General features: G+C 63.4%; 24 protein-coding genes. 12 read left to right on the forward strand and 12 right to left on the reverse strand.

The genetic code is table 11. The features are described 5' to 3' along the window. Positions 1–3: 3 nt before the first annotated feature. The gene (gene dapA, locus M2395_RS13960) at positions 4–882 is read right to left on the reverse strand and encodes a 4-hydroxy-tetrahydrodipicolinate synthase (RefSeq protein WP_123430210.1); all 879 of its coding nucleotides are present in this window, start codon (positions 880–882) and stop codon (positions 4–6) included. Between the two features lie 326 nt (positions 883–1,208). On the opposite strand from dapA, the gene M2395_RS13965 reads away from it, so the two are divergent. Next, positions 1,209–1,769 carry a glycine cleavage system protein R gene (locus tag M2395_RS13965; RefSeq protein WP_011059795.1) on the forward strand — a complete coding sequence of 187 codons (561 nt, stop codon included), beginning with the start codon at positions 1,209–1,211 and terminating at the stop codon, positions 1,767–1,769. Between the two features lie 9 nt (positions 1,770–1,778). Beyond that, the gene (locus M2395_RS13970; protein WP_011059794.1) at positions 1,779–2,252 is read left to right on the forward strand and encodes a peroxiredoxin; all 474 of its coding nucleotides are present in this window, start codon (positions 1,779–1,781) and stop codon (positions 2,250–2,252) included. Positions 2,253–2,288: 36 nt separating this feature from the next. Here the strand turns inward: M2395_RS13970 and M2395_RS13975 are convergent, their stop codons facing one another. After that, entirely contained in the window at positions 2,289–3,359 is a 1,071-nt protein-coding gene (locus M2395_RS13975; RefSeq protein WP_123430209.1) for an AI-2E family transporter, read from the reverse strand. A 40-nt stretch (positions 3,360–3,399) separates the two neighbouring features. After that, positions 3,400–3,639 (reverse strand): sulfurtransferase TusA family protein, encoded by a 240-nt coding sequence (locus tag M2395_RS13980; RefSeq protein ID WP_011059792.1) that lies wholly within the window; start codon positions 3,637–3,639, stop codon positions 3,400–3,402. 232 nt (positions 3,640–3,871) lie between these two features. Between M2395_RS13980 and M2395_RS13985 the strand changes: the two genes are divergently transcribed. Further along, positions 3,872–5,305, forward strand: a complete 1,434-nt coding sequence (locus tag M2395_RS13985) for a M48 family metalloprotease (protein ID WP_011059791.1) — start codon at positions 3,872–3,874, stop codon at positions 5,303–5,305. Positions 5,306–5,380: 75 nt separating this feature from the next. On the opposite strand, the gene M2395_RS13990 is transcribed toward M2395_RS13985, so the two are convergent. The 4 genes from M2395_RS13990 to rpoE form a co-directional block, all read right to left on the reverse strand. Then, positions 5,381–6,811 (reverse strand): DegQ family serine endoprotease, encoded by a 1,431-nt coding sequence (locus M2395_RS13990; protein ID WP_011059790.1) that lies wholly within the window; start codon positions 6,809–6,811, stop codon positions 5,381–5,383. 224 nt (positions 6,812–7,035) lie between these two features. Next, positions 7,036–7,992, reverse strand: coding sequence for a MucB/RseB C-terminal domain-containing protein (locus M2395_RS13995; RefSeq protein WP_015634518.1), 957 nt, complete (start codon positions 7,990–7,992; stop codon positions 7,036–7,038). Positions 7,993–8,000: 8 nt separating this feature from the next. Continuing rightward, on the reverse strand, positions 8,001–8,588 hold the full coding sequence (locus M2395_RS14000; protein ID WP_123430208.1) for a sigma-E factor negative regulatory protein: 588 nt from the start codon (positions 8,586–8,588) through the stop codon (positions 8,001–8,003). Between the two features lie 31 nt (positions 8,589–8,619). After that, positions 8,620–9,201 (reverse strand): RNA polymerase sigma factor RpoE, encoded by a 582-nt coding sequence (gene rpoE, locus M2395_RS14005; RefSeq protein ID WP_007930230.1) that lies wholly within the window; start codon positions 9,199–9,201, stop codon positions 8,620–8,622. 558 nt (positions 9,202–9,759) lie between these two features. Between rpoE and nadB the strand changes: the two genes are divergently transcribed. Continuing rightward, the gene (gene nadB / locus M2395_RS14010) at positions 9,760–11,376 is read left to right on the forward strand and encodes an L-aspartate oxidase (RefSeq protein WP_011059787.1); all 1,617 of its coding nucleotides are present in this window, start codon (positions 9,760–9,762) and stop codon (positions 11,374–11,376) included. Here nadB and M2395_RS14015 read toward each other — a convergent pair. Both M2395_RS14015 and M2395_RS14020 read right to left on the reverse strand, forming a co-directional pair. Next, on the reverse strand, positions 11,345–11,797 hold the full coding sequence (locus M2395_RS14015; RefSeq protein ID WP_077933489.1) for a protein YgfX: 453 nt from the start codon (positions 11,795–11,797) through the stop codon (positions 11,345–11,347). The genes nadB and M2395_RS14015 overlap by 32 nt on opposite strands. After that, complete coding sequence (locus M2395_RS14020; RefSeq protein ID WP_011059785.1) at positions 11,781–12,035, reverse strand: succinate dehydrogenase assembly factor 2; 255 nt, start codon at positions 12,033–12,035, stop codon at positions 11,781–11,783. Before M2395_RS14020 ends, M2395_RS14015 begins: the two co-directional genes overlap by 17 nt. Before the next feature lie 149 nt (positions 12,036–12,184). Between M2395_RS14020 and M2395_RS14025 the strand changes: the two genes are divergently transcribed. After that, positions 12,185–13,126 carry a folate-binding protein YgfZ gene (locus M2395_RS14025; RefSeq protein ID WP_123430207.1) on the forward strand — a complete coding sequence of 314 codons (942 nt, stop codon included), beginning with the start codon at positions 12,185–12,187 and terminating at the stop codon, positions 13,124–13,126. 37 nt (positions 13,127–13,163) lie between these two features. Continuing rightward, positions 13,164–13,985 (forward strand): HDOD domain-containing protein, encoded by an 822-nt coding sequence (locus M2395_RS14030; RefSeq protein WP_011059783.1) that lies wholly within the window; start codon positions 13,164–13,166, stop codon positions 13,983–13,985. A 7-nt stretch (positions 13,986–13,992) separates the two neighbouring features. On the opposite strand, the gene M2395_RS14035 is transcribed toward M2395_RS14030, so the two are convergent. Together M2395_RS14035 and M2395_RS14040 are read right to left on the reverse strand one after the other, a co-directional pair. Then, the gene (locus M2395_RS14035) at positions 13,993–15,378 is read right to left on the reverse strand and encodes a sensor histidine kinase (RefSeq protein WP_011059782.1); all 1,386 of its coding nucleotides are present in this window, start codon (positions 15,376–15,378) and stop codon (positions 13,993–13,995) included. Beyond that, positions 15,371–16,042 carry a response regulator gene (locus M2395_RS14040; protein WP_011059781.1) on the reverse strand — a complete coding sequence of 224 codons (672 nt, stop codon included), beginning with the start codon at positions 16,040–16,042 and terminating at the stop codon, positions 15,371–15,373. Before M2395_RS14040 ends, M2395_RS14035 begins: the two co-directional genes overlap by 8 nt. A gap of 236 nt (positions 16,043–16,278) precedes the next feature. On the opposite strand from M2395_RS14040, the gene M2395_RS14045 reads away from it, so the two are divergent. The 5 genes from M2395_RS14045 (at position 16,279) to M2395_RS14065 (ending at position 21,694) form a co-directional block, all read left to right on the forward strand. After that, entirely contained in the window at positions 16,279–17,571 is a 1,293-nt protein-coding gene (locus M2395_RS14045) for an OprD family porin (protein WP_015634513.1), read from the forward strand. Positions 17,572–17,650: 79 nt separating this feature from the next. Then, the gene (locus M2395_RS14050) at positions 17,651–18,637 is read left to right on the forward strand and encodes a tripartite tricarboxylate transporter substrate binding protein (RefSeq protein ID WP_011059779.1); all 987 of its coding nucleotides are present in this window, start codon (positions 17,651–17,653) and stop codon (positions 18,635–18,637) included. Between the two features lie 58 nt (positions 18,638–18,695). After that, positions 18,696–19,154, forward strand: a complete 459-nt coding sequence (locus M2395_RS14055) for a tripartite tricarboxylate transporter TctB family protein (RefSeq protein ID WP_011059778.1) — start codon at positions 18,696–18,698, stop codon at positions 19,152–19,154. A 1-nt stretch (position 19,155) separates the two neighbouring features. Then, on the forward strand, positions 19,156–20,670 hold the full coding sequence (locus M2395_RS14060) for a tripartite tricarboxylate transporter permease (RefSeq protein WP_011059777.1): 1,515 nt from the start codon (positions 19,156–19,158) through the stop codon (positions 20,668–20,670). Then, positions 20,663–21,694 (forward strand): AbrB family transcriptional regulator, encoded by a 1,032-nt coding sequence (locus tag M2395_RS14065; RefSeq protein ID WP_072443256.1) that lies wholly within the window; start codon positions 20,663–20,665, stop codon positions 21,692–21,694. Before M2395_RS14060 ends, M2395_RS14065 begins: the two co-directional genes overlap by 8 nt. A 154-nt stretch (positions 21,695–21,848) precedes the next feature. Here M2395_RS14065 and ung read toward each other — a convergent pair whose 3' ends face one another. Continuing rightward, positions 21,849–22,541 (reverse strand): uracil-DNA glycosylase, encoded by a 693-nt coding sequence (gene ung / locus M2395_RS14070; RefSeq protein ID WP_011059775.1) that lies wholly within the window; start codon positions 22,539–22,541, stop codon positions 21,849–21,851. A 132-nt stretch (positions 22,542–22,673) separates the two neighbouring features. Here ung and M2395_RS14075 point away from each other — a divergent pair, with 132 nt between their 5' ends. Next, entirely contained in the window at positions 22,674–23,786 is a 1,113-nt protein-coding gene (locus M2395_RS14075; RefSeq protein WP_011059774.1) for an enoyl-CoA hydratase/isomerase family protein, read from the forward strand. Positions 23,787–23,891 lie beyond the last annotated feature (105 nt).

The following is a 23,891-nucleotide window of genomic DNA, read 5'->3' on the forward strand; positions in this document are numbered from 1 at the left end:
CAATTAAACCAAGACGCCGGACTGGCGCATGGCCTGCCGCAGCGGTTCGTGACAGGCGGCACTGAGCCAGGTGAGCGGCAGACGGATACCGTCCGGCATCAAGCCCATTTCGTGCAGGGCCCATTTCACGGGAATAGGGTTGGATTCGATGAACAGAGTCTTGTTCAGCGGCATCAGGGTCTCGTGGATCTCCCGGGCCTTGGCGGCATTGCCGGCCATGGCCGCGGCGCACATCTGGCTCATGGCCCGTGGCGCGACGTTGGCGGTCACCGAGATATTGCCCTTGCCGCCCAGCAGGATCAGCTCGACTGCGGTGGCGTCATCGCCGGAGTACACCAGGAAATCGCCGGGCACGCCGGCCAGGATGGCCTTGGCGCGCTGCAGGTCGCCGGTGGCTTCCTTGATCCCGATGATGTTCTTCACGCTGGACAGGCGGATCACGGTCTCGGCCTGCATGTCGCATGCGGTGCGGCCCGGAACGTTGTAGAGGATCTGCGGGATGTCCACGGCCTCGGCAATGGCGCGGAAATGCTGGTACAGGCCTTCCTGGGTCGGCTTGTTGTAGTACGGGGTCACCAGCAGGCACGCATCGGCGCCGGCGATCTTCGCATTGGTGGTCAGCTCGATCGCTTCGCGCGTCGAGTTGGCGCCGGTACCGGCGATCACCGGAATGCGCCCTGCAACCTGGGTGACCACCCGACGAATCACTTCGATGTGCTCGTTCACATCCAGGGTGGCCGACTCACCTGTGGTGCCGACCGCCACGATGGCGTTGGTGCCCTCTTGCAGGTGGAAGTCCACCAGTTTGCTCAGGCTGTCCCAGTCGAGATTTCCCTGTGCATCCATGGGTGTGACCAGTGCCACCATACTGCCCGCAATCATGCAACCGCTCCTGCCGGAAAAAGAGAGCGGTAATGGTACTGGCGCCAAGTTCCTTGCACAAGCGAAGTCCCGCGCCATGAGCATTCCCCTGAGCGATGGTTTTCGCTACCCTTCAGGCTTTGATCGCTACTGATAAGCGTGTAGACCGGGTTATCGCCTGCCTGTTGGATCTGCAAAGCCCCACTCCCGCGTTGCCAGCCTGTGTTCCGAGCGTTTCGGGGCCAGTCGCCGGCTTGTGGTCCGAGGCCTTGAAGTTCCGCCGGCGACGCTTGCCCGGTACTGGCTTGTCAAAAAGTACCGACCGCTCATCGCTTTAGGAATGCTGCATGTCCACCCCCACAGTTCGCGAACAATTCCTTGTCATCAGTGCCCTCGGCGCCAACCCCATGGAGCTGACCAACGTCCTGTGCCGCGCCAGCCATGAAAACCGCTGCGCCGTGGTGACGTCGCGCCTGACCCGGCATGGCGAGTGCAGCGCGCTGGTTCTGGAGATTTCCGGCAGCTGGGACGCCCTGGCGCGCCTGGAAAGCAGCCTGCCGTTCCTGGCCAAGAAGCATGCCTTCACGGTCAACGTGGTGCGCAGCGCCGCCCTGGAAAGCCGCCCCCAGGCCCTGCCTTATGTGGCCTACGTCAGCGCCGCGTACCGCTCGGACATCGTCAATGAGCTGTGCCAGTTCTTCATCGACCATCAGGTCGAGCTGGAAAACCTCACCTGCGATACCTACCAGGCTCCACAGACCGGCGGCACCATGCTCAATGCCACCTTTACCGTGACCCTGCCCGCCGGCACCCAGATCAGTTGGCTGCGCGACCAGTTCCTGGACTTTGCCGACGCCATGAACCTCGACGCGCTGATCGAACCCTGGCGCCCACAGAACCCTATGTAAGGAAGCCCCATGGCCGTTGCTATCGATCAACCTATTGCCGATTTCCAGGCCCCCGCCACCAGCGGGCAGACCGTCAGCCTGTCCGACCTCAAGGGCAAGCAAGTGGTGATCTACTTCTATCCCAAGGACAGCACCCCGGGCTGCACCACCGAAGGCCAGGGCTTTCGCGATCAATACGCCGCCTTCCAGGCTGCCAACACCGAAGTCTTCGGCGTTTCCCGCGACAGCCTGAAGTCCCACGAGAACTTCAAGTGCAAGCAGGAATTCCCCTTCGAGCTGATCAGCGACAAGGACGAAGCCGTCTGCCAGCTGTTTGACGTGATCAAGCTGAAGAAGCTCTACGGCAAGGAATACCTGGGCGTGGACCGCAGCACCTTCCTGATCGACAAGGACGGTGTGTTGCGCCAGGAATGGCGCGGGGTGAAGGTACCCGGGCACGTCGACGCCGTACTGGCCGCGGCCCAGGCCCTGAACAAGGCCTGAAATGACCGGGGCGGCTGTATCAGCCGCCCCGTTTATCTAGAGTAGAGGTGCCACCACCGGGTCCTTCCTGGGCCAGGCATCCAGCACTGCCTTGAACAGGGTCGCCAGGGGAATCGCAAAGAATATCCCCCAGAACCCCCACAGCCCGCCAAACAGCAGCACCGCACAGATGATCGCCACCGGGTGCAGGTTCACCGCGCCGGAGAACAGCAGCGGCACCAGCACGTTGCCATCCAGGGTCTGGATGATCCCGTAGACCGCCATCAGGTAGATGAACTGATCGCTCCAGCCCCACTGGAACAGCGCAATCAGCGCCACCGGTACCGTTACCACCACGGCGCCGACATAGGGCACCACCACCGAGCCCCCCACCAGCAGAGCCAGCAGGGCCGCATAGTTCAGGCCCAGGGCGACGAAGGCGATGTAGGTCACCCCGCCACAGATGACGATCTCGATGACCTTGCCGCGAATGTAGTTGGCGATCTGCCGGTTCATTTCATGGGCCACGCGAGTAATCAGCGTACGTTCGCGGGGCAGATAGCTGATCACCCAGCGGCTGATCATCGCCCGATCCTTGAGGAAGAAGAACACCAGGATCGGCACCAGCACCAGGTAGATCATGATGTTCACCAGCAAGGGCAGGCTGGACAGGGAGAAGGTCAGCGCCCACTGGCCGAACTTGCCGATCTCGCCCCTGGCCACTTCGATGGCCTGCAGCACCTGCTCGTCGGACACAAGATGCGGGTAGCGCTCGGGCAACAGCAGCAACAGCGACTGCCACTTGGCGAGCATGCCCGGCAGCTCGTTGAACAGGGTGATCAACTGATGCCAGAGCAACGGCACCACCACCAGGATGAACACCAGCAGCAGCCCCATGAACAGCGCGAACACCAGCCCCACGGCCGCCCCGCCAGGCAGGCGCAGCCGCTCCAGGCTCACCACCAGCCCCTGCATCAGGTAGGCCAGGACCATCCCCGCCAGCACCGGCGCGAGCATGCCGCCCAGGGTCAGGACGGCAGTGAAGGCCAGAAACAGCAGAACGGCCAGCACCACCGCCTCTTCATCCGAGAAGTAGCGCTGAATCCAGTCACGTAGCACTTTGAACATCGATGTTCCTTAGATGAAGGCCCTCAAGGGCAGACTGCGCTCAGGCCTTTTTCAACCAGTAGCGATACACCCCGGCCTCATCCTCTTCACGCAGCAGGGTATGACCGGCCAGGCGGGCGAAAGTGCGGAAGTCACGCTGGGAGCCAGCATCGGTGGCAATGACCTTGAGTACCGCGCCACTGGCCAGGCGATTGAGTTCCATCTTGGCCTTGAGCAGCGGCAGCGGGCAGTTCAGGCCGCTGGCGTCCAGCTCGGCATCATGGGCGACAACATCGGTCATTGGGTTACTCCGATCATCAATTCAAGGCGTCTAGAATACCCTGCAAGCCAGGCCCACCGGCAATAAAGAAGCCCGACACCAGAGCACTGCCGCGCGCTGCCGGAGCCACGATCAGGTAGACGCCGGAATTTACCCAAAAGCACTTTTTATCCTCAGAGTTTTCACTGGCTTTGTCTGGTCCCCGGCCAGGTGTCCAGCTACAGTAGAGCCTTTGTCGATTAAGGCTTTGTGCATGAATGTATTGCGCCCTACCCTGCTGACGCTCGCTTGCCTGCTCGCCTCACCGGGCTTCGCCGACGACCTGCCGTCACTTGGTGATGCCAGTTCAGCCATTGTCTCTCCGCAACAGGAATACCAACTGGGCCGTGCCTGGCTGGCGTTGCTGCGCAGCCAGGTTTCGCAGCTCAACGACCCGCAACTCAAGGACTATGTCGAAACCAGCGTCTACAAACTGGTGGAAACCAGCCAGGTCAACGACCGGCGCCTGGAATTCATCCTGATCAACAGCCCGCAGCTCAACGCCTTCGCCGCTCCCGGGGGAATCATCGGGGTCAATGGCGGGCTGTTCCTCAATGCCCAGACCGAAGGCGAGTACGCCTCGGTGCTGGCACACGAACTGGCGCACCTTTCCCAGCGCCACTTCGCCCGGGGGGTCGAAGCCCAGCAGCGCATGCAGGTGCCGATGATGGCCGCCCTGCTGGCCGGGATCGTGATTGCCGCCGCTGGCGCCGGGGACGCGGGGATCGCCACCATCGCCGGCACCCAGGCCGCAGCCATCCAGGAACAGCGGCGCTTCTCCCGGCAGAACGAGCAGGAAGCCGACCGCATCGGCATCCTCAACCTGGAAAAAGCCGGCTACGACCCGCGCTCGATGCCCACCATGTTCGAACGCCTGATGCGCCAGTACCGCTTCGATGCCAAGCCGCCGGAATTTCTCCTGACTCACCCGGTGACCGAATCGCGGATCGCCGACACCCGCAACCGCGCTGAACAGGCCAGGCAAGGCGGCACCGAAGACAGCCTGCGCTACCAGTTGATCCGCGCCCGGGTGCAACTGACCTATGAGGAATCGCCAGGGCTGGCCGCCAAGCGCTTTCGCGCGCAGCTCGATGAGAACCCGAAGAACGACATCGCTCGCTACGGCCTGGCCATCGCCCAGATCAAGGGCAGCCAGTGGAACGAAGCACGGGAAAACCTCAAGCCCCTGCTGGCCAAGTCGCCCAACGACGTGACCTACAACCTGGCTCAGATCGAACTGGACATGGCCAACAGCCGCCTGCCGGACGCGCAGACTCGGGTCGAAAGGATGCTCAACCTGTACCCGGGCAATTACCCCTTGAACCAGATCCGCGTGGACCTGCTGCTCAAGCAGAACCGCCCGGCCGATGCCGAAAAGGCCCTGGAAGGCCTGCTGAAAAGCCGCCCGGACGACCCGGATGTCTGGTACCTGGTGGCGGAAACCCGCGGCCTGTCGGGCAATATCATCGGCCTGCACCAGGCCCGGGCCGAGTACTTCGCCCTGGTGGGCGACTATCGCCAGGCCATCCAGCAGCTGGACTTCGCCAAACGCCGGGCCGGCAGCAACTTCCCCCTGTCGTCGAGGATCGACGCTCGCCAGCGCGAGATGATGGACCAGGAACAGATGGTCAAGGACATGATGCGCTGACATTGACGCAAGCCACAAAAAAGCCCGCCTCTTACGAGGCGGGCTTTTTATTGGGCAACCTCAGGGGCTGGCGAATTACTCGGCCAGCTTGAAGGTGATGAAGCTGGCTCGCCCCTGACGCAGTACCCGCATGGACACCGAGCGGTTCTTCGGCAATGCCTTGGCGATTTCAGTGAACTCCTTCGCCGAAGTGATCGCCTGATTGTTCAGGTGAGTGATCACGTCGCCCGGCTGCAAGCCGATCAGCGCCGCAGGACCGTCCTGGACTTCCTTGATGACTACCCCGCCCTTGAGGTCGAAGGCTTTCTTCTGCTCATCGTTGAGCTCGACCACCGCTACACCCAGACGGTTGCTGCTGCGCTCGACACCCGACTTGGGCAGCATGCTCAGGTCTTTGTCTTCTTCAGGAATAGCGCCGACGGTCAGCTCGACATTCTTGCGCTTGCCGTCGCGGATCACTTCCAGGTTGGCCTTGGCCCCGGCCTTCAGCGCGCCTACCAGGTGCGGCAGGTCGGCCGACATGACGATGGGCTGGCCATTGAGGCTGAGGATCACGTCACCCACTTGCAGGCCGCCCTTGGCCGCCGGGCCATCATCCTGGATCTGTGCCACCAGCGCGCCGGCCGGTTTCTCCAGGCCGAAGGATTCAGCCAGGTCCTTGTTGACCTCCTGGATTACCACGCCAAGCCAGCCACGGCTGACTTTGCCACCGGTTTTCAGCTGGTTGGAAACGTCCATCGCCACATCGATCGGGATGGCGAAAGACACGCCCATGAAACCACCGGAGCGGGTGTAGATCTGCGAGTTGATCCCCACCACTTCACCGGCCAGGTTGAACAGCGGGCCACCGGAGTTGCCCGGGTTGATCGGCACGTCGGTCTGGATGAACGGCACGTAGTTTTCGTTCGGCAGGCTGCGACCGATGGCACTGACGATACCCTGAGTCACGGTATGGTCGAAGCCGAACGGCGAGCCGATGGCCACCACCCACTGGCCGGCCTTGAGGTCCTGGGATTTACCCAGTTTCAGCACCGGCAGGTCTTTGCCATCGATTTTCAGCAGTGCTACATCGGAGCGTGGGTCGGTACCGATCAGCTTGGCTTTCAGCTCACTGCGATCGGCCAGACGCACAAGAATTTCGTCCGCATCGGCGATCACGTGGTTGTTGGTGAGGATGTAACCGTCCGCGGAGATGATGAACCCGGAACCCAGCGACTGCGCTTCGCGCTGACGATCCCCGCGCGGAGAGCGTGGCTGGGGCATGCCCCGTTCGAAGAACTCGCGCAGCATTGGCGGCAGGCCTTCGAGATCGGGCATCTGCGCCGAATTGGAAACCCGGCGGTCCGGCAGTTTCTGCGTGGTACTGATGTTCACCACCGCAGGCGAGGCCTGCTCGACCAGTTGGGTGAAATCAGGCAGCTCGGCCGCCTGGGCAGAAACGGCCTGCCCAAGCACCAGCACGGTGGCAAGAATGGTGAAGTAGGACTTCAAGCGTGGTATCGACATACGGCTCCCGTTACGACGAGCGTGGTTAAGCGATATGGAACAGCAAATACCGAAACTGCAGGGGCGGCATCTTTGTTCCAGGAACGACAAATAAGGTCAGAACCGAGGGGGTTCTGACCTATAGAAAAACTCTGGGAATTTTGCAAATGAAATTGCTGACCAAACATTTCATCTTCTCAATTGTGGAGCGGGCATCACTGACCTCTTACACAACCAACAAAGGCTCATTGCTTGGCAGTGGTATCGGAACGCATCGACAGCGCAATACGTTCAGCAGTACCAATGGGGATCTCCCCGACCACCGTGACCATCATCTCGCCATCGGGGGTAGTCAGGCGGCGTGATACAGCCACCGTAGGTCCGAGCTGAGTGCGGGTATCGGTGACCGATGCGCCGTTGAGCGGCTCGAGAAACACCGAAAAGCGCGCAAGACCATCGTCATACAGCAGGCTGTTGACCATGGATTTGGTTTCCGGATCCTTGCGGGCACTGCTGCTGGTCAATTCGAAGCCCGGAGGCAGCCAGTCGGAATGCCAGGTTTGCACAGTCTTGACCGCCGAGGCCTTGTCGCTGTCCAGAGACACCGGCTTGCAGCCAGCGCTGGGACGCAACTCGACGTCGTCAGGCACATCCGCAGTATCCAGGCGAGTGAACTGGAAGCGCTCCAGCAACTGCCCCTTGTCGTTGAGCAACAGGGACTTGAGCGGCAGCCCGGTCTCACGATCCAGGTGCAGCTCGAAACCATAGCGATGCTGGTCCTTGGGCGTGACCGAAACGATCACCGCCTGGCGACCGGCCACGCGCGACTTGCCGATGACAGCAAGGTTGTACCAATTCTTGAGTTTTTGCGGGTCCAGGGCTCGGGCCGCACCGTCCGGGGAATCCCCGAGACCTGCCACCAACTCGCCACTGACGCACTGGGTACGACCATCGACACGCACCACCTCTTGAGCGGACCCATCGAGCTGGATCAACCGCTCACGGACCTTTCCATCCTGGACACGATGCCAGATGTTATGGGTAGAAAAACTACCGTTGCGCTCGTAAACGAAAGTGCCCTGAAAGCTTTGCTGCTGTTCCGCTTGCCCAAGACGCTGCAACCAGTCCTGGGCTTCGTCGGCATGGGCTGGAACCACAAACCAGCCACTGAGCAGAAGCGTTAGTAGAGGTATGGCGCGCATGATCCTCCTTAGCGGTTTTCCAGGCTCGCCGCACGGGCGTAAGGCAGAGCGCTTTCAGTGCCTTTGAGTGCAGCTTGCTGGGCATGCTGGCGCAAGTAGCTTGGCAGACGCTGATCGTGCCAGCCTGGCTGCCCTTGCAGTACGCCATTGGCCATGGGGCCAGTAGCTTCCGAGCTTTCATTGTAGCCGGCCAGTACTGCCGGCCCTTTGACTTGTGGAGTCGCCAGGGTGGGCTGGCCGGTTTGCTGTGCCAACTCGACACCTGCGATCTCGTCCTGGTTGTACAGGCGAACACCCGCCAGCACGGCCATGGTCACCGAGGCAGCTACTGCCAGACGGCCCAGGCTGCGCCAAGGTCCGCGGGAGGCTTTGGCCGGCACGGCCTCATCAGCCAGAGCTGCAGAAACGGCAGCGGCGATGTCCAGACGCGGAAGCAGCAACTCCTTGTGCATGGCTGCCCGGGCGATTTGATAACGGGCCCAGGTCTCACGGGTTTCCACTTCGTCGACGGCATTCAATACCCGACGCAATTCCAGTTCGTCCGCTTCGTTATCCATCACCGCGGACAGCGATTCCTGCAGGGCTTCACGACTCATGGCGGTTCCTCTCTTGGCTGTCGCCGCTGTCTCAGGTTTCCTGCAACAACGGCTGCAGGGCTTTATCGATGGCTTCCCGAGCGCGGAAAATCCGGGAGCGCACGGTACCCACCGGACACTGCATGACGCTGGCAATGTCCTCGTAACTCAGACCATCGAATTCACGTAAAGTTAAGGCCGTACGCAAATCTTCAGGCAGTTGCTGGATGGTTCGATGGACGGTGCCCTCGATCTCATCCCGCAGCAACGCACGCTCCGGCGATTCGAGATCCTTCAGGCCATGATCGCCGTCATAGAACTCCGCATCCTCAGAACTTACATCGCTATCCGGCGGCCTGCGGCCGCGTGAAACCAGATAGTTTTTCGCCGTGTTGATGGCGATACGGTACAGCCACGTGTAAAACGCGCTGTCACCCCGAAAATTACCTAGCGCACGGTAAGCCTTGATAAAAGCTTCTTGTGCAACATCCTGGGCTTCATGGGTGTCGTGCACGAAACGCACGATCAACCCGAGAATTTTGTGCTGGTACTTCAGCACGAGCAGATCGAACGCTCGCTTGTCGCCACGCTGAACGCGCTCGACCAGCTGCTGATCCTCTTCCTGGGTTAGCATGAACACTCCTCGATAAGCTCGGAGGAGGCTTGCATCACTAAACGATCAGGCTTGCAAACATAGACTCGGGCTTTTCGCAAAAGTTCTCCCCCTCCAAGCAAGTTTCCTGCGGGCTCTGATCCGGCACGCACGAAAAACGCAGCACGGGCGAGGCCGGCTGCGCGAATAATCCTGTCGTCGAATTCTGTCACAAGGGACACACTGTAAACCTTGGATATAACCGACGCTGTCCCTTCTTTCAGGCAACCTTCTATTGAGTTTGGGGCCTTGGCAAAAGTTCCCAATCTTTATAGCTGCGCCAGACGAAGATTGTGTAACGGTGACAAGAAAAACCGCCCTATGTCTTCGATCAGCCGCTCCAGAGGCTGGAATGCTCCGAATATCGGACTGACCGAGAGCAACGCTTTTGCTCGGTGAAGTCGCACAATGCCATGAAGGCGCGACTATTGTGCCGATCCCCCCCTCTATATACTAGTGGGCTGTGTGGCTGCTTTGACTTGCCGATTCAGGCGTCTTGCGCCAACCCCTTCCCGGGTCGCTTTGAGCGGAATCCTTCAAATGAGCCAACAGTTTCAACACGATGTTCTGGTGATTGGCAGCGGTGCCGCCGGCTTGAGCCTGGCCCTGACCCTGCCCAGCCACCTGCGTATTGCCGTCTTGAGCAAAGGCGACCTCGCCAACGGCTCGACATTCAGGGCCCAGGGCGGCGTCGCGGCCGTGCTGGATGATACCGACACCGTAGAATCCCACGTCGATGATACCCTCAATGCCGGCGGCGGCCTGTGCCACGAGGATGCGGTGCGCTTTACCGTTGAACACAGCCGCGAGGCCATCCAGTGGCTGATCGACCAGGGCGTGCCCTTTACCCGCGACGAAGACTCCAGCAGCGACGACAGCGGCTTCGAATTCCACCTGACCCGCGAGGGCGGCCACAGCCACCGGCGGATCATCCACGCGGCGGATGCCACCGGTGCGGCCATCTTCAAGACCCTGCTGGCCCAGGCTCGGCAACACCCCAATATCGAATTGCTGGAACAACGGGTCGCCGTCGACCTGATCACCGAAAAACGCCTGGGGCTGGAAGGCGACCGCTGCCTGGGAGCCTACGTGCTCAACCGCAGCACCGGCCAGGTCGACACCTTTGGCGCACGCTTCGTGATCCTCGCCTCCGGCGGCGCAGCCAAGGTCTACCTCTATACCAGCAACCCCGACAGTGCCTGCGGCGACGGTATCGCCATGGCCTGGCGCTCGGGCTGCCGGGTGGCCAACCTGGAATTCAACCAGTTCCACCCCACCTGCCTGTATCACCCATTGGCCAAGAGCTTCCTGATTACCGAAGCCCTGCGTGGCGAAGGCGCCCACCTCAAGCTGCCCAACGGCGAACGCTTCATGCCGCGCTTCGACCCTCGGGCCGAGCTGGCACCACGGGACATCGTGGCCCGGGCCATCGACCATGAAATGAAGCGCCTGGGCATCGACTGCGTGTACCTGGACATCAGCCACAAGCCGGAAGCCTTCATCAAGAGCCACTTCCCCACCGTTTACGAGCGTTGCCTGGAGTTTTCCATCGATATCACCCGGCAGCCGATCCCGGTGGTGCCGGCCGCGCACTACACCTGCGGCGGGGTGATGGTGGACCAACAGGGCCGCACCGACGTGCCGGGCCTGTACGCCATTGGCGAAACCAGCTTCACCGGCCTGCACGGCGCCAACCGGATGGCCAGCAACTCGTTGCTGGAGTGCTTCGTCTACGCCCGTTCGGCGGCGGCCGACATTCTTCGGCAACTGCCCCAGGTGTCGATCCCCATCGCCCTGCCCGCCTGGGATGCCAGCCAGGTCACCGATTCCGATGAAGACGTGATCATTGCGCACAACTGGGACGAGTTGCGGCGGTTCATGTGGGACTACGTAGGCATAGTGCGTACCAACAAGCGCCTGCAGCGGGCCCAGCACCGGGTGCGCCTGCTGCTGGACGAGATCGACGAGTTCTACAGCAACTACAAGGTCAGCCGTGACCTGATCGAGCTGCGCAACCTGGCCCAGGTGGCCGAGCTGATGATTCTCTCGGCCATGGAGCGCAAGGAGAGCCGCGGCCTGCACTACACCCTGGACTACCCGCAGATGCTGCCCGAGGCCCGGGACACTATTCTGGTGCCGCCCACCTACGCCGGCTGAACTTGAGCCGCAGCCGCAGGCGCCGATGCTGGTCGGCGGCCTGCGCGTCCCGCGGTACACAGAGGGAGCGCACCCAGCGCTCCCCCCGCAGCCGAAAACGCAGCACCACGATCAATGGCAGCGCCAGGCTGTCGGCGCGCAACTGCACGGCCTGCCACCCCTCGGATCGACTCCACAGCTGCCAGCCTTCGGGCGAATGACGCAACCCGGTGAAGGCCCGTGGATGGCTCAAGAGAATCTGCCGCGGCAACACCCAGCCGGCGTGCAGCAGGCACAACCCTAGCCCCACGAGCCTGGCGACAGACGGAAGATCCAGCAGGAAAAACGCGCCCAGGGCGAACGCCTGGGCCAGCAGGTAGGCCGCCAGCAGTTGCCGTGAGGCACGCCAGCGGCATTCGAACAACCTACTTGGGTTGGACACGGTCCAGAATCATGCGGACCATGCGCTGCAGCTCGGGGTCCTCGGACTCGCTGCGCTCCATGAACCAGCCAAACATGTCCTGATCCTCGCACTCCAGCAGCTTGCGATAGCACTCGCGGTCGGTCTCATTGAGATGCGGGTACACCTCCCTGACGAACGGCACCAGCAATACGTCCAGCTCAAGCATGCCGCGGCGGCTGTGCCAGTAGAGGCGATTCAGTTCAACATCTTCAACCATGGAGCGCTCCTCAAATAGAGCGCAAGTATACAGCCCGGGGGAGACGAGAACAGTCGGCTTTGGTCGGTGGCCATCCATCCTTTGTGAACTATCCATTTCAGGGGCGCCCCCTTATGATGTGCTCCAGACTTTTTACCCTGCGATGAACCATGGCTGACTCCGCTTATTTCTGCCCCCTCTCCCACGAAGGCGTGCTCGCTGTCCGCGGGCCTGACGCCAGCAAATTCCTTCAGGGTCAGTTGACCTGCAACCTCAATTACCTCAGTGACAGCCAGTCCAGCCTCGGCGCCCGCTGCAATCAGAAAGGCCGCATGCAATCGAGCTTCCGCATCCTTCTGGAAGGCGACGGCTGCCTCCTGGCCATGGCCCGCGAGCTGATCGAGCCGCAACTGGCGGACCTGAAGAAGTACGCGGTGTTCTCCAAGGCCAAGCTTGCCGACGAAAGCGCCAGTTGGGCGCGTTTCGGCCTGGCCGATGCCCAGGTCGCCCTGAGCGGTCTGGGCCTTGAGCTGCCCGAGGAAGACGGCTCCGTGGCCCGCGCCGATGGCCTGATCGCCTTGCGCGTATCCAGCCAGCGCGCCGAACTCTGGGTGCCGGCCGAGCGCGCCGCCAGCCTGCGCCAGCAACTGGCCGCGCAACTGCCCGAGGGCGAGCTGAACCAGTGGCTGCTGGGGCAAGTCCGCGCGGGCCTCGGCCAAGTCATGCCCGAGACCCGTGAACTGTTCATTCCACAGATGCTCAACCTGCAGGCCGTTGGCGGCGTCAGCTTCAAGAAAGGCTGCTACACCGGCCAGGAAATCGTCGCCCGCATGCAGTACCTGGGCAAGCTCAAGCGTCGCCTGTACCGCCTTGCCCTGCCTGGCGACACCCTCCCCGTTCCAGGCACTGCGCTGTTCGCTCCCAGCCACAACAGCGCCATTGGCGAAGTGGTCCTGGCCGCCCGGGCGCAGCAGGGCGTGGAACTGCTGGCCGTGTTGCAGGCCGAAGCGGTGGAAGGGGGCGAACTGCACCTGGAAACACTCGAAGGGCCAACCCTGCAACTGCTGGACCTGCCGTACCAGCTGGATCGCGACCGCGAGATCCAGCGCTGATTGCCTGCCTTTTCTTGCAACACCCTAGAGAACTTACATGACTGAGCTGGCGCAAAAGGTCCAACAGGATTTGCTGGAGGCCATCGGCAACGATGACCTGGTTCTGCCAACCCTGCCGGAGGTGGCCCTGCAGATTCGCCAGGCCGCCGAAGACCCGGAAATCAGCGTCAGTACCCTGAGCAAGGTGATAGGCCGCGATACCGCGCTGTCGGCGCGGCTGATCAAGGTGGTCAACAGCCCCTTGCTAAGGGCGGCCCAGGAAGTCACCGACCTGCACACGGCAATCACCCGCCTGGGGGTCAACTACAGCAGCAACCTGGCCATCGGCCTGGTGATGGAGCAGATCTTCAACGCCCGCTCCGAAGTGGTGGAACAGAAAATGCGCGATGTCTGGCGCCGCAGCCTGGAGGTGGCCGGGGTCAGTTATGCGCTGTGCCGCAGCTACAGCCAGCTCAAGCCGGACCAGGCGGCCCTGGGCGGCCTTGTGCACCAGATTGGCGTGCTGCCGATTCTTACCTACGCCGAAGACCACTACGAACTGCTCTCCGACCCGGTCAGCCTCAATCACGTGATCGAGCGCATCCACCCGTTGCTGGGAGACAAGCTGCTGCGGGTCTGGGAGTTCCCCGAGCAACTGGTGGAGATCCCCGGGCAATACCTGGACTTCAGCCGCCAGTCGAGCCGGATCGACTACGTCGACCTGGTCCAGGTGGCGACCCTGTACTGCCACAAGGACACCGAGCACCCGCTGTCGCGGATCGACGCCTTCAGCGTGCCGGCCTTCAAGAAGCTGGGGATAGACCCGGACAACAAGGCCATGTGCCTGGACCTGGAAGAATCCCGCTCCATGCTCTATTGAGCATCCCCTAGCCGGCTGTAAAGCTCACCCGCACCTTCAACCCCGACGGCTCGCCATCGTGCAGGCTGATCTGTGCCAGGTGCGCGCGACAGATCTCACCGACGATCGCCAGCCCCAGGCCCGAACCCGCACCCTGCTGATTGCGCCGGTAGAAGCGCTCGAAGACCCGATCACGGTCTTCCAGGGGAATGCCCGGCCCATCGTCCTCCACCTCCAGCACCCCGGGCGGTGACACCCGCAGCACCACATTGCCACCCGGCGGAGTATGGGCCAGGGCGTTGTCCACCAGGTTGCTGAGCAGTTCATTGAGCAGGGTCGGTTCGCCCCTGAGCCACACCGGTTCGTCGGCCTCCAGGGCCAGGGCCACGCCCCGGGCATGGGCCAGAGGCGCCATGGCCATGCCCAGTTCACGGGCCAGCTGGCTGAGGTCGAGCAACTGCGCCCCGCCCTCGGCGATCGCCCGGGCGCCGTTTTCCACCCGGGCCAGGGACAGCAACTGATTGGCCAGGTGGGTCAGGCGGTCGGTGCCCTGGGCCGCACTTTCCAGAGTGGCGCGCCAGGTATCCGGCTCACTCGCGCGCAAGCCCAGTTCCAGGCGGGCCTTGAGCGCAGCCAGCGGGGTGCGCAACTCATGGGCGGCCTCGGCGATGAACTGCGCCTGGCGCTCGAACTGCCCGCGCAGGCGCTCGGTGAAATGGTTCAAGGCGCGTACCAGCGGCCACAGTTCGCGCTGCACCGAGACCAGGGGCAGCGGCCGCAGGTCGTCCGGCTGGCGCTCTTCCACCGCCCCGCGCAGGCGTTCCAGGGGGCGCAAGGCCGCACTCACCGCAAACCACACCAGCACCAGGGCGCCGATGGCCAGCATGCCCAGGCGCAGCAGGGTATCAGCCATCAGGCTGCGGGCCATGGCCACCCGCGCCTCGTCGGTCTCCGCCACGCGGATTTCCGCCATGCCGTTCATGTTCGGCTCGCTGACCGCCTTGAGCAGGCTCACCACCCGTACGTTCTGGCCCTGGTAGCGGGCGTCGTAGAAGCGCGCCAGGGCCGGGTAATCATCGGTTCGCGGCGTGCCGGGCGGCGGCCCGGGCAGGTTCTCATAACCGGAAATCAGTGTCTGATGGATGTCGTTGACCTGGTAGTAGATGCGCCCGGCGCTGTCGTAGGCAAAGGTGTCCAGGGCCACATAGGGCACGTTGGCACTCAGGCTGCCATCGCGCTGGGACAAGCCGGCGGCGATGGTTCGCGCCGAAGCCAGCAAGGTCCGGTCATAGGCGGTATCGGCGGCCTCACGGCCGTTCCAGTAGGCGCTCAGGCCGCTGGCCAGCATCAGCACCACCAGCAGCAGTGCGAGGTTCCACAGCAAGCGCCAGCGCAGGCTGCTGGGCTTATGCATCGCGGCTTTCCAGCAGGTAGCCCAGGCCGCGGAAGGTGACGATGGCGACCGCATGGCCGTCGAGCTTCTTGCGCAGGCGGTGCACGTAGATCTCGATGGCGTCGGGGCTGGCCTCTTCGTCCAGGCCGAACACCTGGGAGGCCAGTTGCTCCTTGCTCATGACCCGGCCGGGGCGGGCGATCAAGGCTTCGAGCACCGCCTGTTCGCGGGAAGTCAGGGTCAGCAACTCCTCGCCCAGGGTGAAACGCCGGGTGTCCAGGTCATAGGCCAGCACTCCGCAACGCTGCTGGCGCTCGCCCCCCAGCACGCTGCGGCGCAACAGGGCCTTGACCCGGGCCTCCAGCTCGGTCAGCTCGAAGGGCTTGGCCAGGTAATCGTCGGCCCCCAGGTTCAGGCCGTGGACCCGGTCCTTGACGTCACTGCGGGCGGTCAGCATCAGCACCGGCAGGTTCTTGCCGCGGGCCCGCAGGCGCGCCAGAACTTCGAAACCATCCATGCGCGGCAGGCCGACATCAAGGATCGCCACGGCGTATTCCTCGCTGCCCAGGGCCAGGTCGGCCGCCACCCCATCGTGCAGCACATCCACGGTCAGGCCGGTGCTCTTGAGCGCCTGGGCGATACTTTCGGCCAGTTGCAGATGGTCTTCCACGAGCAGGACTCGCATGGCTGTTTACCTCGTTTCAGGGGGGATCGACGCCGCTCTTTGGCGCGGAGTGTACCGCCGCAACCGCCGCTGTGAAGCCCGAAAGCCACGAAAGTGCACTGAAAGGTTAGCGAAAGGTTGGCCCTTTAGAGTCCCGCCACGGACAGTCTCGACTGCCCTGGCCGTGAAGGCCGCTGACCCGCAAAACGCCTCGAAGCGTTTTCGTCAAAATAAGAACAATAACGGAGTACTCCAGGATGCCATCCACGCACCCTCAGGCTGTCCAGCCCGCGCGTTTTTCCCGTCTGACCCCGACTGCTCTTGCCAGCGCCGCCACCCTTGCCGGTTTCGCGCCCTTGAGCCAGGCCGCCTTTATCGAAGACAGCAGCGCCACCTTCGAAACCCGCAACATGTACTTCAACCGCGACTTTCGCGACGGCACCAGCGCCCAGCAGTCCAAGCGCGACGAATGGGCCCAGGGGTTCATGCTCAACCTGCAGTCGGGCTACACCGAAGGTACCGTGGGCTTCGGCCTGGACGCCCTGGGCATGCTCGGGGTCAAGCTCGACTCCAGCCCCGACCGCACCGGCACCGGCCTGCTGCCGACCCACGATGACGGGCGCGCGGCCAACGAGTACTCCAAGCTCGGCCTGACCGGCAAGGTGAAGATTTCCGCCACCGAACTGAAAATCGGCAGCCTGATTCCGGAACTGCCGATCCTCAAGCCCAACGACGGGCGCATCCTGCCGCAGACCTTCGAGGGCGGCTTGCTGACCTCCAGGGAGATCAAGAACCTGACCTTCACCGGTGGTCGCCTGGACAAGGCCAAGGACCGCGATGACAGCAACTACGAGGATATCCGCCTCAACAACAAGAACAGCCGCTTCGCCGGCACCGTGGCCGGCAAGCACTTCAATTTCGGCGGCCTGGACTACAAGTTCACCGACAAGATCACCGGCAGCTACCACTTCGCCCAACTGGACGATGTCTACAACCAGCACTTTCTCGGCCTGGTAGCCTCCCAGCCCATGGGCCCGGGCACCTTCGGCACCGACCTGCGCCTGGCCATCAGCGACGACCAGGGCCAGGCCCGCGGCGGCAAGATCGACAACAAATCCCTCAACGGCCTGGTGAGCTACGCCCTCAACGGGCATAAACTCAGCGCCGGCTACCAGCACATGTCCGGCGACAGCGCTTTCCCCTACGTCGATGGCAGCGACCCATACCTGGTGAACTTCGTGCAGATCAACGACTTCGCCGGGGCCGAGGAGCGCTCCTGGCAAGCCCGTTACGACTTCGACTTCGCCAAGCTGGGAGTGCCCGGCCTGAGCTTCATGACCCGCTACCTCAGCGGCGACAACATTGCCCTGAAGAACGGCGACACCGGCAAAGAGTGGGAACGTAACACCGAGGTCAAATACGTAGTGCAAAGCGGCACCTTCAAGGACGTCGCCGTGCGCCTGCGCAACGCCACCTACCGTTCCAACTATTCGGCACGCGATGCGGATGAAGTGCGCCTGCTGGTGAGCTACAGCGTAGCGCTGTGGTAAGCCCCCCCTATCACGCTCCTACGAAAAACGGGTCGGGGATGACCCGGACATACCTACAACAACTCCTGTGGAGACGCTCATGGACCTTTCACTGCGCAAACTCGCCCTCGCCGCCGGCTGCATGTTGTTCGCCGGCCAGTTGCTGGCAGCCTCCGCCGAGCCCAAGCGCCCGGAATGCATCGCCCCGGCCTCCCCTGGCGGCGGTTTCGACCTGACCTGCAAGCTGGCGCAAAGCGCCCTGGTCAACGAGAAACTCCTCTCCAAGCCGATGCGCGTGACCTACATGCCCGGCGGTGTCGGGGCCGTGGCCTATAACGCGGTGGTGGCCCAGCGTCCGGCCGATGCCGGGACCCTGGTGGCCTGGTCCAGTGGTTCGCTGCTGAACCTGGCCCAGGGCAAGTTCGGCCGCTTCGATGAAAGCGCGGTGCGCTGGCTGGCGGCGGTGGGCACCAGCTACGGCGCCATCGCGGTGAAAAGCGATTCGCCCTACAAGAACCTCGACGATCTGGTCCAGGCCCTGAAGAAAGACCCGAGCAAAGTGGTGATCGGCTCCGGTGGCACCGTCGGCAGCCAGGACTGGATGCAGACCGCGCTGATCGCCAAGGCCGCAGGGATCAACCCAAGGGACCTGCGCTATGTCGCCCTGGAAGGCGGCGGCGAGATCGCCACTGCCCTGCTGGGCGGGCATATTCAGGTTGGCAGTACCGACATCTCCGACTCCATGCCGCATATCCTGGCCGGCGACATGCGCCTGCTGGCTGTGTTCTCCGAGCAGCGCCTGGACGAGCCGGAAATGAAAGACATCCCCACCGCCAAGGAGCAGGGCTACGACATCGTCTGGCCGGTGGTACGCGGCTTCTACCTCGGGCCTAAGGTCAGCGATGCGGAGTACGCCTGGTGGAAAGAGGCCTTCGACAAGCTGCTGGCCTCCGAAGAGTTCGCCAAGCTGCGCGACCAGCGCGAGCTGTTCCCCTTCGCCATGACCGGCCCCGAACTGGATACCTACGTGAAGAAGCAGGTAGCCGACTACAAGACCCTGGCCAAAGAGTTCGGCCTGATCCAGTGACCGTCCCTTTCTGACGGCCCGGCCCTCGCGCATCGGGGGCCGGGCCCGGGAGTTAGCCATGCTCGTTCAACGTCTCTTCGCCGCGGTGTTGCTGCTGGCCTGTGCCGGCCTGGCACTGATGGCCTGGCCCTACCAGGCGGCCTTTTCCTACGAACCGGTGGGCCCGCGGGCCTTCCCCCTGCTGATGCTCGGGCTGATGGGCCTGGCCCTGCTGTACATGCTGTTTCGCCCGGCACCGATCAAGCACAGCGAAGAAGAACCGCCCCTGGACCGGCAGACCCTGACCAAGATCGCCCTCTGCGTGGCCTTGCTGCTGGTCTTCGCCGGGGCCTTCGAACCCTTGGGCTTCATCGTCGCCAGTATTCTCATCGGCGTGCCCATGGCCCGCCTGTACGGCGGCCGCTGGCTGCCCAGCCTGGTGATCATCTGCCTGCTCAGTGTCGGCCTCTACTGGCTGTTCGACCGAGTCATGGACGTCCCCCTGCCCCTCGGCCTGCTCGACGTTCTGGAGAATTGATATGGATACCCTCAGCTATCTGGGCCAGGGCTTCGGCGTTGCACTGACCCCCTACAACCTGGTCACCGCCCTGTCCGGCACCCTGATCGGCACCGTGGTCGGGCTGCTGCCGGGCCTTGGCCCGATCAACGGCGTGGCGCTGCTGATCCCCATCGCCTTCGCCCTGGGCCTGCCGCCGGAATCGGCGCTGATCCTCTTGGCGGCTGTGTACCTGGGCTGCGAATACGGCGGCCGGATCAGCTCGATCCTGCTGAACATTCCCGGCGAAGCCTCCACCGTGATGACCACCCTCGACGGTTACCCCATGGCACGCAAGGGCCTGGCGGGCGTAGCCCTGTCGTTGTCGGCCTGGAGCTCGTTCATCGGTGCCTTCATCGCCACCTGCGGCATGGTGCTGTTCGCCCCGCTGCTGGCCAAGTGGGCGATCGCCTTCGGCCCGGCGGAGTACTTCGTGCTGATGGTGTTCGCCATCGTCTGCCTGGGCGGCATGGCCGGCGACCGACCGTTGAAGACCTTCATTGCCGCGCTGATCGGGCTGTTCCTGTCGGCCGTGGGCATCGACGCCAACAGCGGCGTGTACCGCTTCACCGGGGACAACATCCACCTCACCGACGGCATCCAGTTCGTGGTGCTGGTGCTGGGCCTGTTCTCCATCAGCGAGATTCTCCTGCTGCTGGAAAAGACCCATCGCGGCCAGGAAGCGGTGAAGGCCACCGGGCGCATGATGTTCAACTTCAAGGAAGCGGCCTCGGTGTTCGTGGTGAACATCCGCTGCGGCCTGCTGGGCTTCATCATGGGCGTGCTGCCCGGAGCCGGCGCGACCCTGGCCAGCGCCGTGGCCTACATGACCGAGAAACGCATCGCCGGTGCCAGCGGCACCTTTGGCCAGGGCGACAAGCGCGGCCTGGCAGCCCCGGAAACCGCCATCGGCGCCTCGGCCTGTGGCGCCCTGGTACCAATGCTGACCCTCGGCGTGCCCGGTTCCGGCACCACCGCGGTGATGATCGGCGCCCTGTCGCTGTACAACATCACCCCCGGCCCGCTGCTGTTCCAGCAACAGCCGGATATCGTCTGGGGCCTGATCGCCTCGCTGTTCATCGCCAACATCATGCTGGTGATCCTCAACATTCCGATGATCCGCATCTTCACCCGCATCCTTGCGGTGCCGAACTGGGCCCTGGTGCCGGTGATCGCCATCATTACCGGGATCGGCGTCTATGCGGTACACGCCACCACCTTCGACCTGTTCCTGATGGTGGGCATCGGCATCTTCGGCTACATCCTGCGCAAGCTGGACTTCCCGCTGTCGCCAGTGCTGCTGGGCTTCATCCTCGGTGGCCTGATGGAGCAGAACCTGCGCCGGGCGCTGTCGATTTCCAACGGCGCCATGGAGATCCTCTGGTCGAGCCCGATCACCGTCGGGGTCTGGGTGCTGACCGTGATCATGCTGCTGATGCCGCTGCTGCGTATCTGGCGCAAGCGCGCGGCCCAGCAACGTGCCGTGGCCGATGTCTGAATCCACTTGGAAACAGTGGTGGGGCACGCCCCTGGTGGGCCTGGCTGGCGGCTACCTCGCCAGCCAGATCGGCTGGCCGCTGCCGTGGATGGTCGGCTCGTTGCTGGCGATCATCCTGGTGCGCTGCCTGACGCCCTGGCAACTGGCGGAAATCCCCGGCGGGCGCAAATGCGGGCAATGGGTGGTGGGCATCGGCATCGGCCTGCACTTCACTCCGCAGGTGATGGAGCAGGTGCTGAGCCATTTCGGCCTGATCTTCTTCGGCGCCCTGGTCACCAGCCTGTCCAGCGTGGTCGGGGTCTGGCTCTTGCGGCGCACCGGCGAGGACCGGGCCACCGCGTTCTTCTCCAGCATGCCCGGCGGCTCAGGGGAGATGGTCAACCTCGGCGCGCGCAACGGCGCGGTGCTCAGCCGGGTAGCGGCCGGGCAGAGCCTGCGGGTACTGACGGTGGTGCTCTGTGTGCCGGCGGCGTTCAAGTACCTGCTGGGGGAAGGCACGCCCGCCCTGCATGCCGCTACGGTGGACTGGCGCTGGCTGGCCCTGCTGTTTCCGGCCGGTGCCCTGCTGGCCTGGCTCTGGCAGCGCCTGCGCCAGCCCAACCCCTGGCTGTTCGGCCCCCTGCTGCTCAGCGCGACACTGAGCATCGCCTGGGACCTGCACATCGGCCTGCCCGACGGCGCCAGCCAGATGGGCCAGTGGCTGATTGGCAGCGGCCTGGGCTGCCACTTCAACCGCCAGTTCTTTCGCCGGGCCCCTTCGTTCATGGGCCGCACCCTGATCGGCACCGCCCTGACCATGCTGATCGCCGGCCTCGCAGCCCTGGGCCTGAGCGCCCTGACCCGCCTGGACCTGCGCTCGCTGACCCTGGGCATGATGCCCGGCGGCATTGCGGAAATGAGCCTGACGGCCGAGGTCCTGCAACTGTCGGTGCCATTGGTAACGGCGATGCAGGTCATGAGGTTGCTGTTCGTGCTGTTTCTCGCCGAGCCCCTGTTCCGCCACTGGAACAAAGGCCCCCTGTAGCCGCAGGCTGCGACAAGGTCCGCAGGACCTTCAGTGGCCGAACCACCGCTGCGTCCCCACGGGCCGTTCGCAGCCTGCGGCAGCGGCTACAGATATGCCTTGGTTCAAGTCGCGAGCGGGGTGGCCGCCAAGCAGCCTCCCCATCGAGCACTGGTTACAACGGCGGCAGGCGCCACTCGATCGGCGTCTCGCCGTTCTGCTCGAGGTATTTGTTGGTGCGGCTGAAGTGCCCGCAACCAAGAAAGCCGCGATAGGCCGACAAGGGCGACGGGTGCACCGAGGTCAGCACCAGGTGCTTGGTGGCGTCGATCAGCTTCTGCTTGCTCTGGGCATGGGCGCCCCACAGCAGGAACACCAGGTGCGGCTGATGTTCGCTGACCACTTCGATGATCCGGTCGGTGAAGAACTGCCAGCCCTTGCCCGCATGGGAAGCGGCGTTCGCCCGTTCCACGGTCATGGTGGTGTTGAGCATCAGCACGCCCTGTTCGGCCCAGCTCTGCAGGTAGCCATGGTTGGGGATGTCGATGTTCAGGTCGCGCTTGAGCTCTTTATAGATATTCACCAGCGACGGTGGCGCGGGCACCCCGGGCTGCACCGAGAAGCACAACCCATGGGCCTGACCCGGCCCGTGGTAGGGGTCCTGGCCGAGGATCACCACCTTGACCTTGTCCAGCGGCGTGGAGTTCAAGGCGTTGAAGATCATCGGTCCCGGCGGGTAGATTTCCTTGCCGGCGGCATGTTCCTGGCGCAGGAACTCCCGCAGTTCGCTCATGTAGGGCTGGTCGAATTCGGCACGCAGGGCCTCCTTCCAGCTCGGTTCGAGTTTGATACGATCGTCAGCAGTCATGGCCATGCCCGTGAAAAAACAATGGCCGCACCCTAGGAAAGCCCACTTCGCTTGTCAATTGATCTGACACAGAACCGGCACTTTCCCTTACAGCGATCATACTGACCGCTTAAATTTCCCATCGAGGTCACGATGAACCTGCACGTCGAAGAACTCACCGGCACCGATGGTGCACGCATCGCCATTGCCACCCTGGACGCGGAAAAATCCCTGAACGCCCTGTCCCTGCCCATGATCCAGCAGTTGAGCGAACACCTCGACACCTGGGCCAAGGACCCGCAGGTAGTGTGCGTGCTGTTGCGGGGCAACGGCGCCAAGGCTTTCTGCGCCGGCGGCGAAGTGCGCAGCCTGGCCCAGGCCTGCCTGGCCCATCCCGGCGAAGTGCCGCCGCTGGCCGGGCACTTCTTCGCCGCGGAATACCGCCTCGACTATCGCTTGCACACCTACCCCAAACCACTGATCTGCTGGGGCCACGGTTATGTCCTCGGTGGCGGCATGGGGCTGCTGCAAGGTGCTGGCATTCGTATCGTCACCCCCAGCAGCCGCCTGGCGATGCCGGAAATCAGCATTGGCCTGTACCCGGACGTGGGCGCCAGTTGGTTCCTGTCGCGCATGCCCGGCAAGCTCGGGCTGTTCCTGGGCCTTACCGGCGCCCATATGAACGGCCGCGACGCTCTGGACCTGAACCTTGCCGACCGTTTCCTGCTCGATGAGCAACAGGAAGCGCTGATCGAGGGCCTGCTGCAACTGAACTGGCAGGAACAGACCCCAAGGCAGCTCAACAGCCTGCTCAAGGCCCTGCAACAGGAAGCCCTGGAGCAGATGCCCGACGCTCAATGGCTGCCGCGCCGGCAACAGATCGACAGCTGGCTGGATGTCAGTGACGTGGGCTGTGCCTGGCGTGCTATCAGCCAATTGCACAACCACAGCGATGCCCTCTACAGCCGTGCGGCCAAGACCCTTGTCGAAGGCTGCCCGCTGACTGCACACCTTGTGTGGGAACAGATCCGCCGCGCCCGCTACCTGTCCCTGGCCGAGGTGTTCCAGATGGAGTACACCCTGAGCCTGAACTGCTGCCGGCATCCGGAATTTGCCGAAGGCGTGCGCGCGCGGCTGATCGACAAGGATCATCAGCCGCACTGGCACTGGGCGGATATCAACAGCGTGCCCGAGGCCGTGGTGGAGGCGCATTTCCACAAGGCCTGGGAAGGTCGCCATCCCCTGGCGGACCTGACGGATTACTAGATCGTCACAGGCTGCGCACTGCCCGAAGGGACCCGGCGACAGCGGATTCGCCGAAGGTCCTGCGGACCTGGTCGCAGCCTGCGGCAGCGGCTACGGGGTTCAGCT

Source organism: Pseudomonas sp. BIGb0176, assembly GCF_024810175.1.
Taxonomy (GTDB): Bacteria; Pseudomonadota; Gammaproteobacteria; order Pseudomonadales; family Pseudomonadaceae; genus Aquipseudomonas; species Aquipseudomonas protegens.

Excerpts from the sequence above, each read along its gene's own strand:
- M2395_RS13970 (WP_011059794.1), top strand. The coding sequence starts at position 1,779 with ATGGCCGTTGCTATCGATCAACCTATTGCCGATTTCCAGGCCCCCGCC.
- M2395_RS13995 (WP_015634518.1), bottom strand. The coding sequence starts at position 7,992 with ATGCGCGCCATACCTCTACTAACGCTTCTGCTCAGTGGCTGGTTTGTG.
- M2395_RS13990 (WP_011059790.1), bottom strand. The coding sequence starts at position 6,811 with ATGTCGATACCACGCTTGAAGTCCTACTTCACCATTCTTGCCACCGTG.
- M2395_RS14035 (WP_011059782.1), bottom strand. The coding sequence starts at position 15,378 with ATGCATAAGCCCAGCAGCCTGCGCTGGCGCTTGCTGTGGAACCTCGCA.
- M2395_RS14030 (WP_011059783.1), top strand. The coding sequence starts at position 13,164 with ATGACTGAGCTGGCGCAAAAGGTCCAACAGGATTTGCTGGAGGCCATC.
- M2395_RS13980 (WP_011059792.1), bottom strand. The coding sequence starts at position 3,639 with ATGACCGATGTTGTCGCCCATGATGCCGAGCTGGACGCCAGCGGCCTG.
- rpoE (WP_007930230.1), bottom strand. The coding sequence starts at position 9,201 with ATGCTAACCCAGGAAGAGGATCAGCAGCTGGTCGAGCGCGTTCAGCGT.
- ung (WP_011059775.1), bottom strand. The coding sequence starts at position 22,541 with ATGACTGCTGACGATCGTATCAAACTCGAACCGAGCTGGAAGGAGGCC.
- M2395_RS14045 (WP_015634513.1), top strand. The coding sequence starts at position 16,279 with ATGCCATCCACGCACCCTCAGGCTGTCCAGCCCGCGCGTTTTTCCCGT.
- M2395_RS13985 (WP_011059791.1), top strand. The coding sequence starts at position 3,872 with ATGAATGTATTGCGCCCTACCCTGCTGACGCTCGCTTGCCTGCTCGCC.
- M2395_RS14025 (WP_123430207.1), top strand. The coding sequence starts at position 12,185 with ATGGCTGACTCCGCTTATTTCTGCCCCCTCTCCCACGAAGGCGTGCTC.
- M2395_RS14040 (WP_011059781.1), bottom strand. The coding sequence starts at position 16,042 with ATGCGAGTCCTGCTCGTGGAAGACCATCTGCAACTGGCCGAAAGTATC.
- M2395_RS14000 (WP_123430208.1), bottom strand. The coding sequence starts at position 8,588 with ATGAGTCGTGAAGCCCTGCAGGAATCGCTGTCCGCGGTGATGGATAAC.
- M2395_RS14055 (WP_011059778.1), top strand. The coding sequence starts at position 18,696 with ATGCTCGTTCAACGTCTCTTCGCCGCGGTGTTGCTGCTGGCCTGTGCC.
- M2395_RS14060 (WP_011059777.1), top strand. The coding sequence starts at position 19,156 with ATGGATACCCTCAGCTATCTGGGCCAGGGCTTCGGCGTTGCACTGACC.
- M2395_RS14020 (WP_011059785.1), bottom strand. The coding sequence starts at position 12,035 with ATGGTTGAAGATGTTGAACTGAATCGCCTCTACTGGCACAGCCGCCGC.
- M2395_RS14050 (WP_011059779.1), top strand. The coding sequence starts at position 17,651 with ATGGACCTTTCACTGCGCAAACTCGCCCTCGCCGCCGGCTGCATGTTG.
- M2395_RS14075 (WP_011059774.1), top strand. The coding sequence starts at position 22,674 with ATGAACCTGCACGTCGAAGAACTCACCGGCACCGATGGTGCACGCATC.
- M2395_RS14065 (WP_072443256.1), top strand. The coding sequence starts at position 20,663 with ATGTCTGAATCCACTTGGAAACAGTGGTGGGGCACGCCCCTGGTGGGC.
- M2395_RS13975 (WP_123430209.1), bottom strand. The coding sequence starts at position 3,359 with ATGTTCAAAGTGCTACGTGACTGGATTCAGCGCTACTTCTCGGATGAA.
- nadB (WP_011059787.1), top strand. The coding sequence starts at position 9,760 with ATGAGCCAACAGTTTCAACACGATGTTCTGGTGATTGGCAGCGGTGCC.
- M2395_RS13965 (WP_011059795.1), top strand. The coding sequence starts at position 1,209 with ATGTCCACCCCCACAGTTCGCGAACAATTCCTTGTCATCAGTGCCCTC.
- dapA (WP_123430210.1), bottom strand. The coding sequence starts at position 882 with ATGATTGCGGGCAGTATGGTGGCACTGGTCACACCCATGGATGCACAG.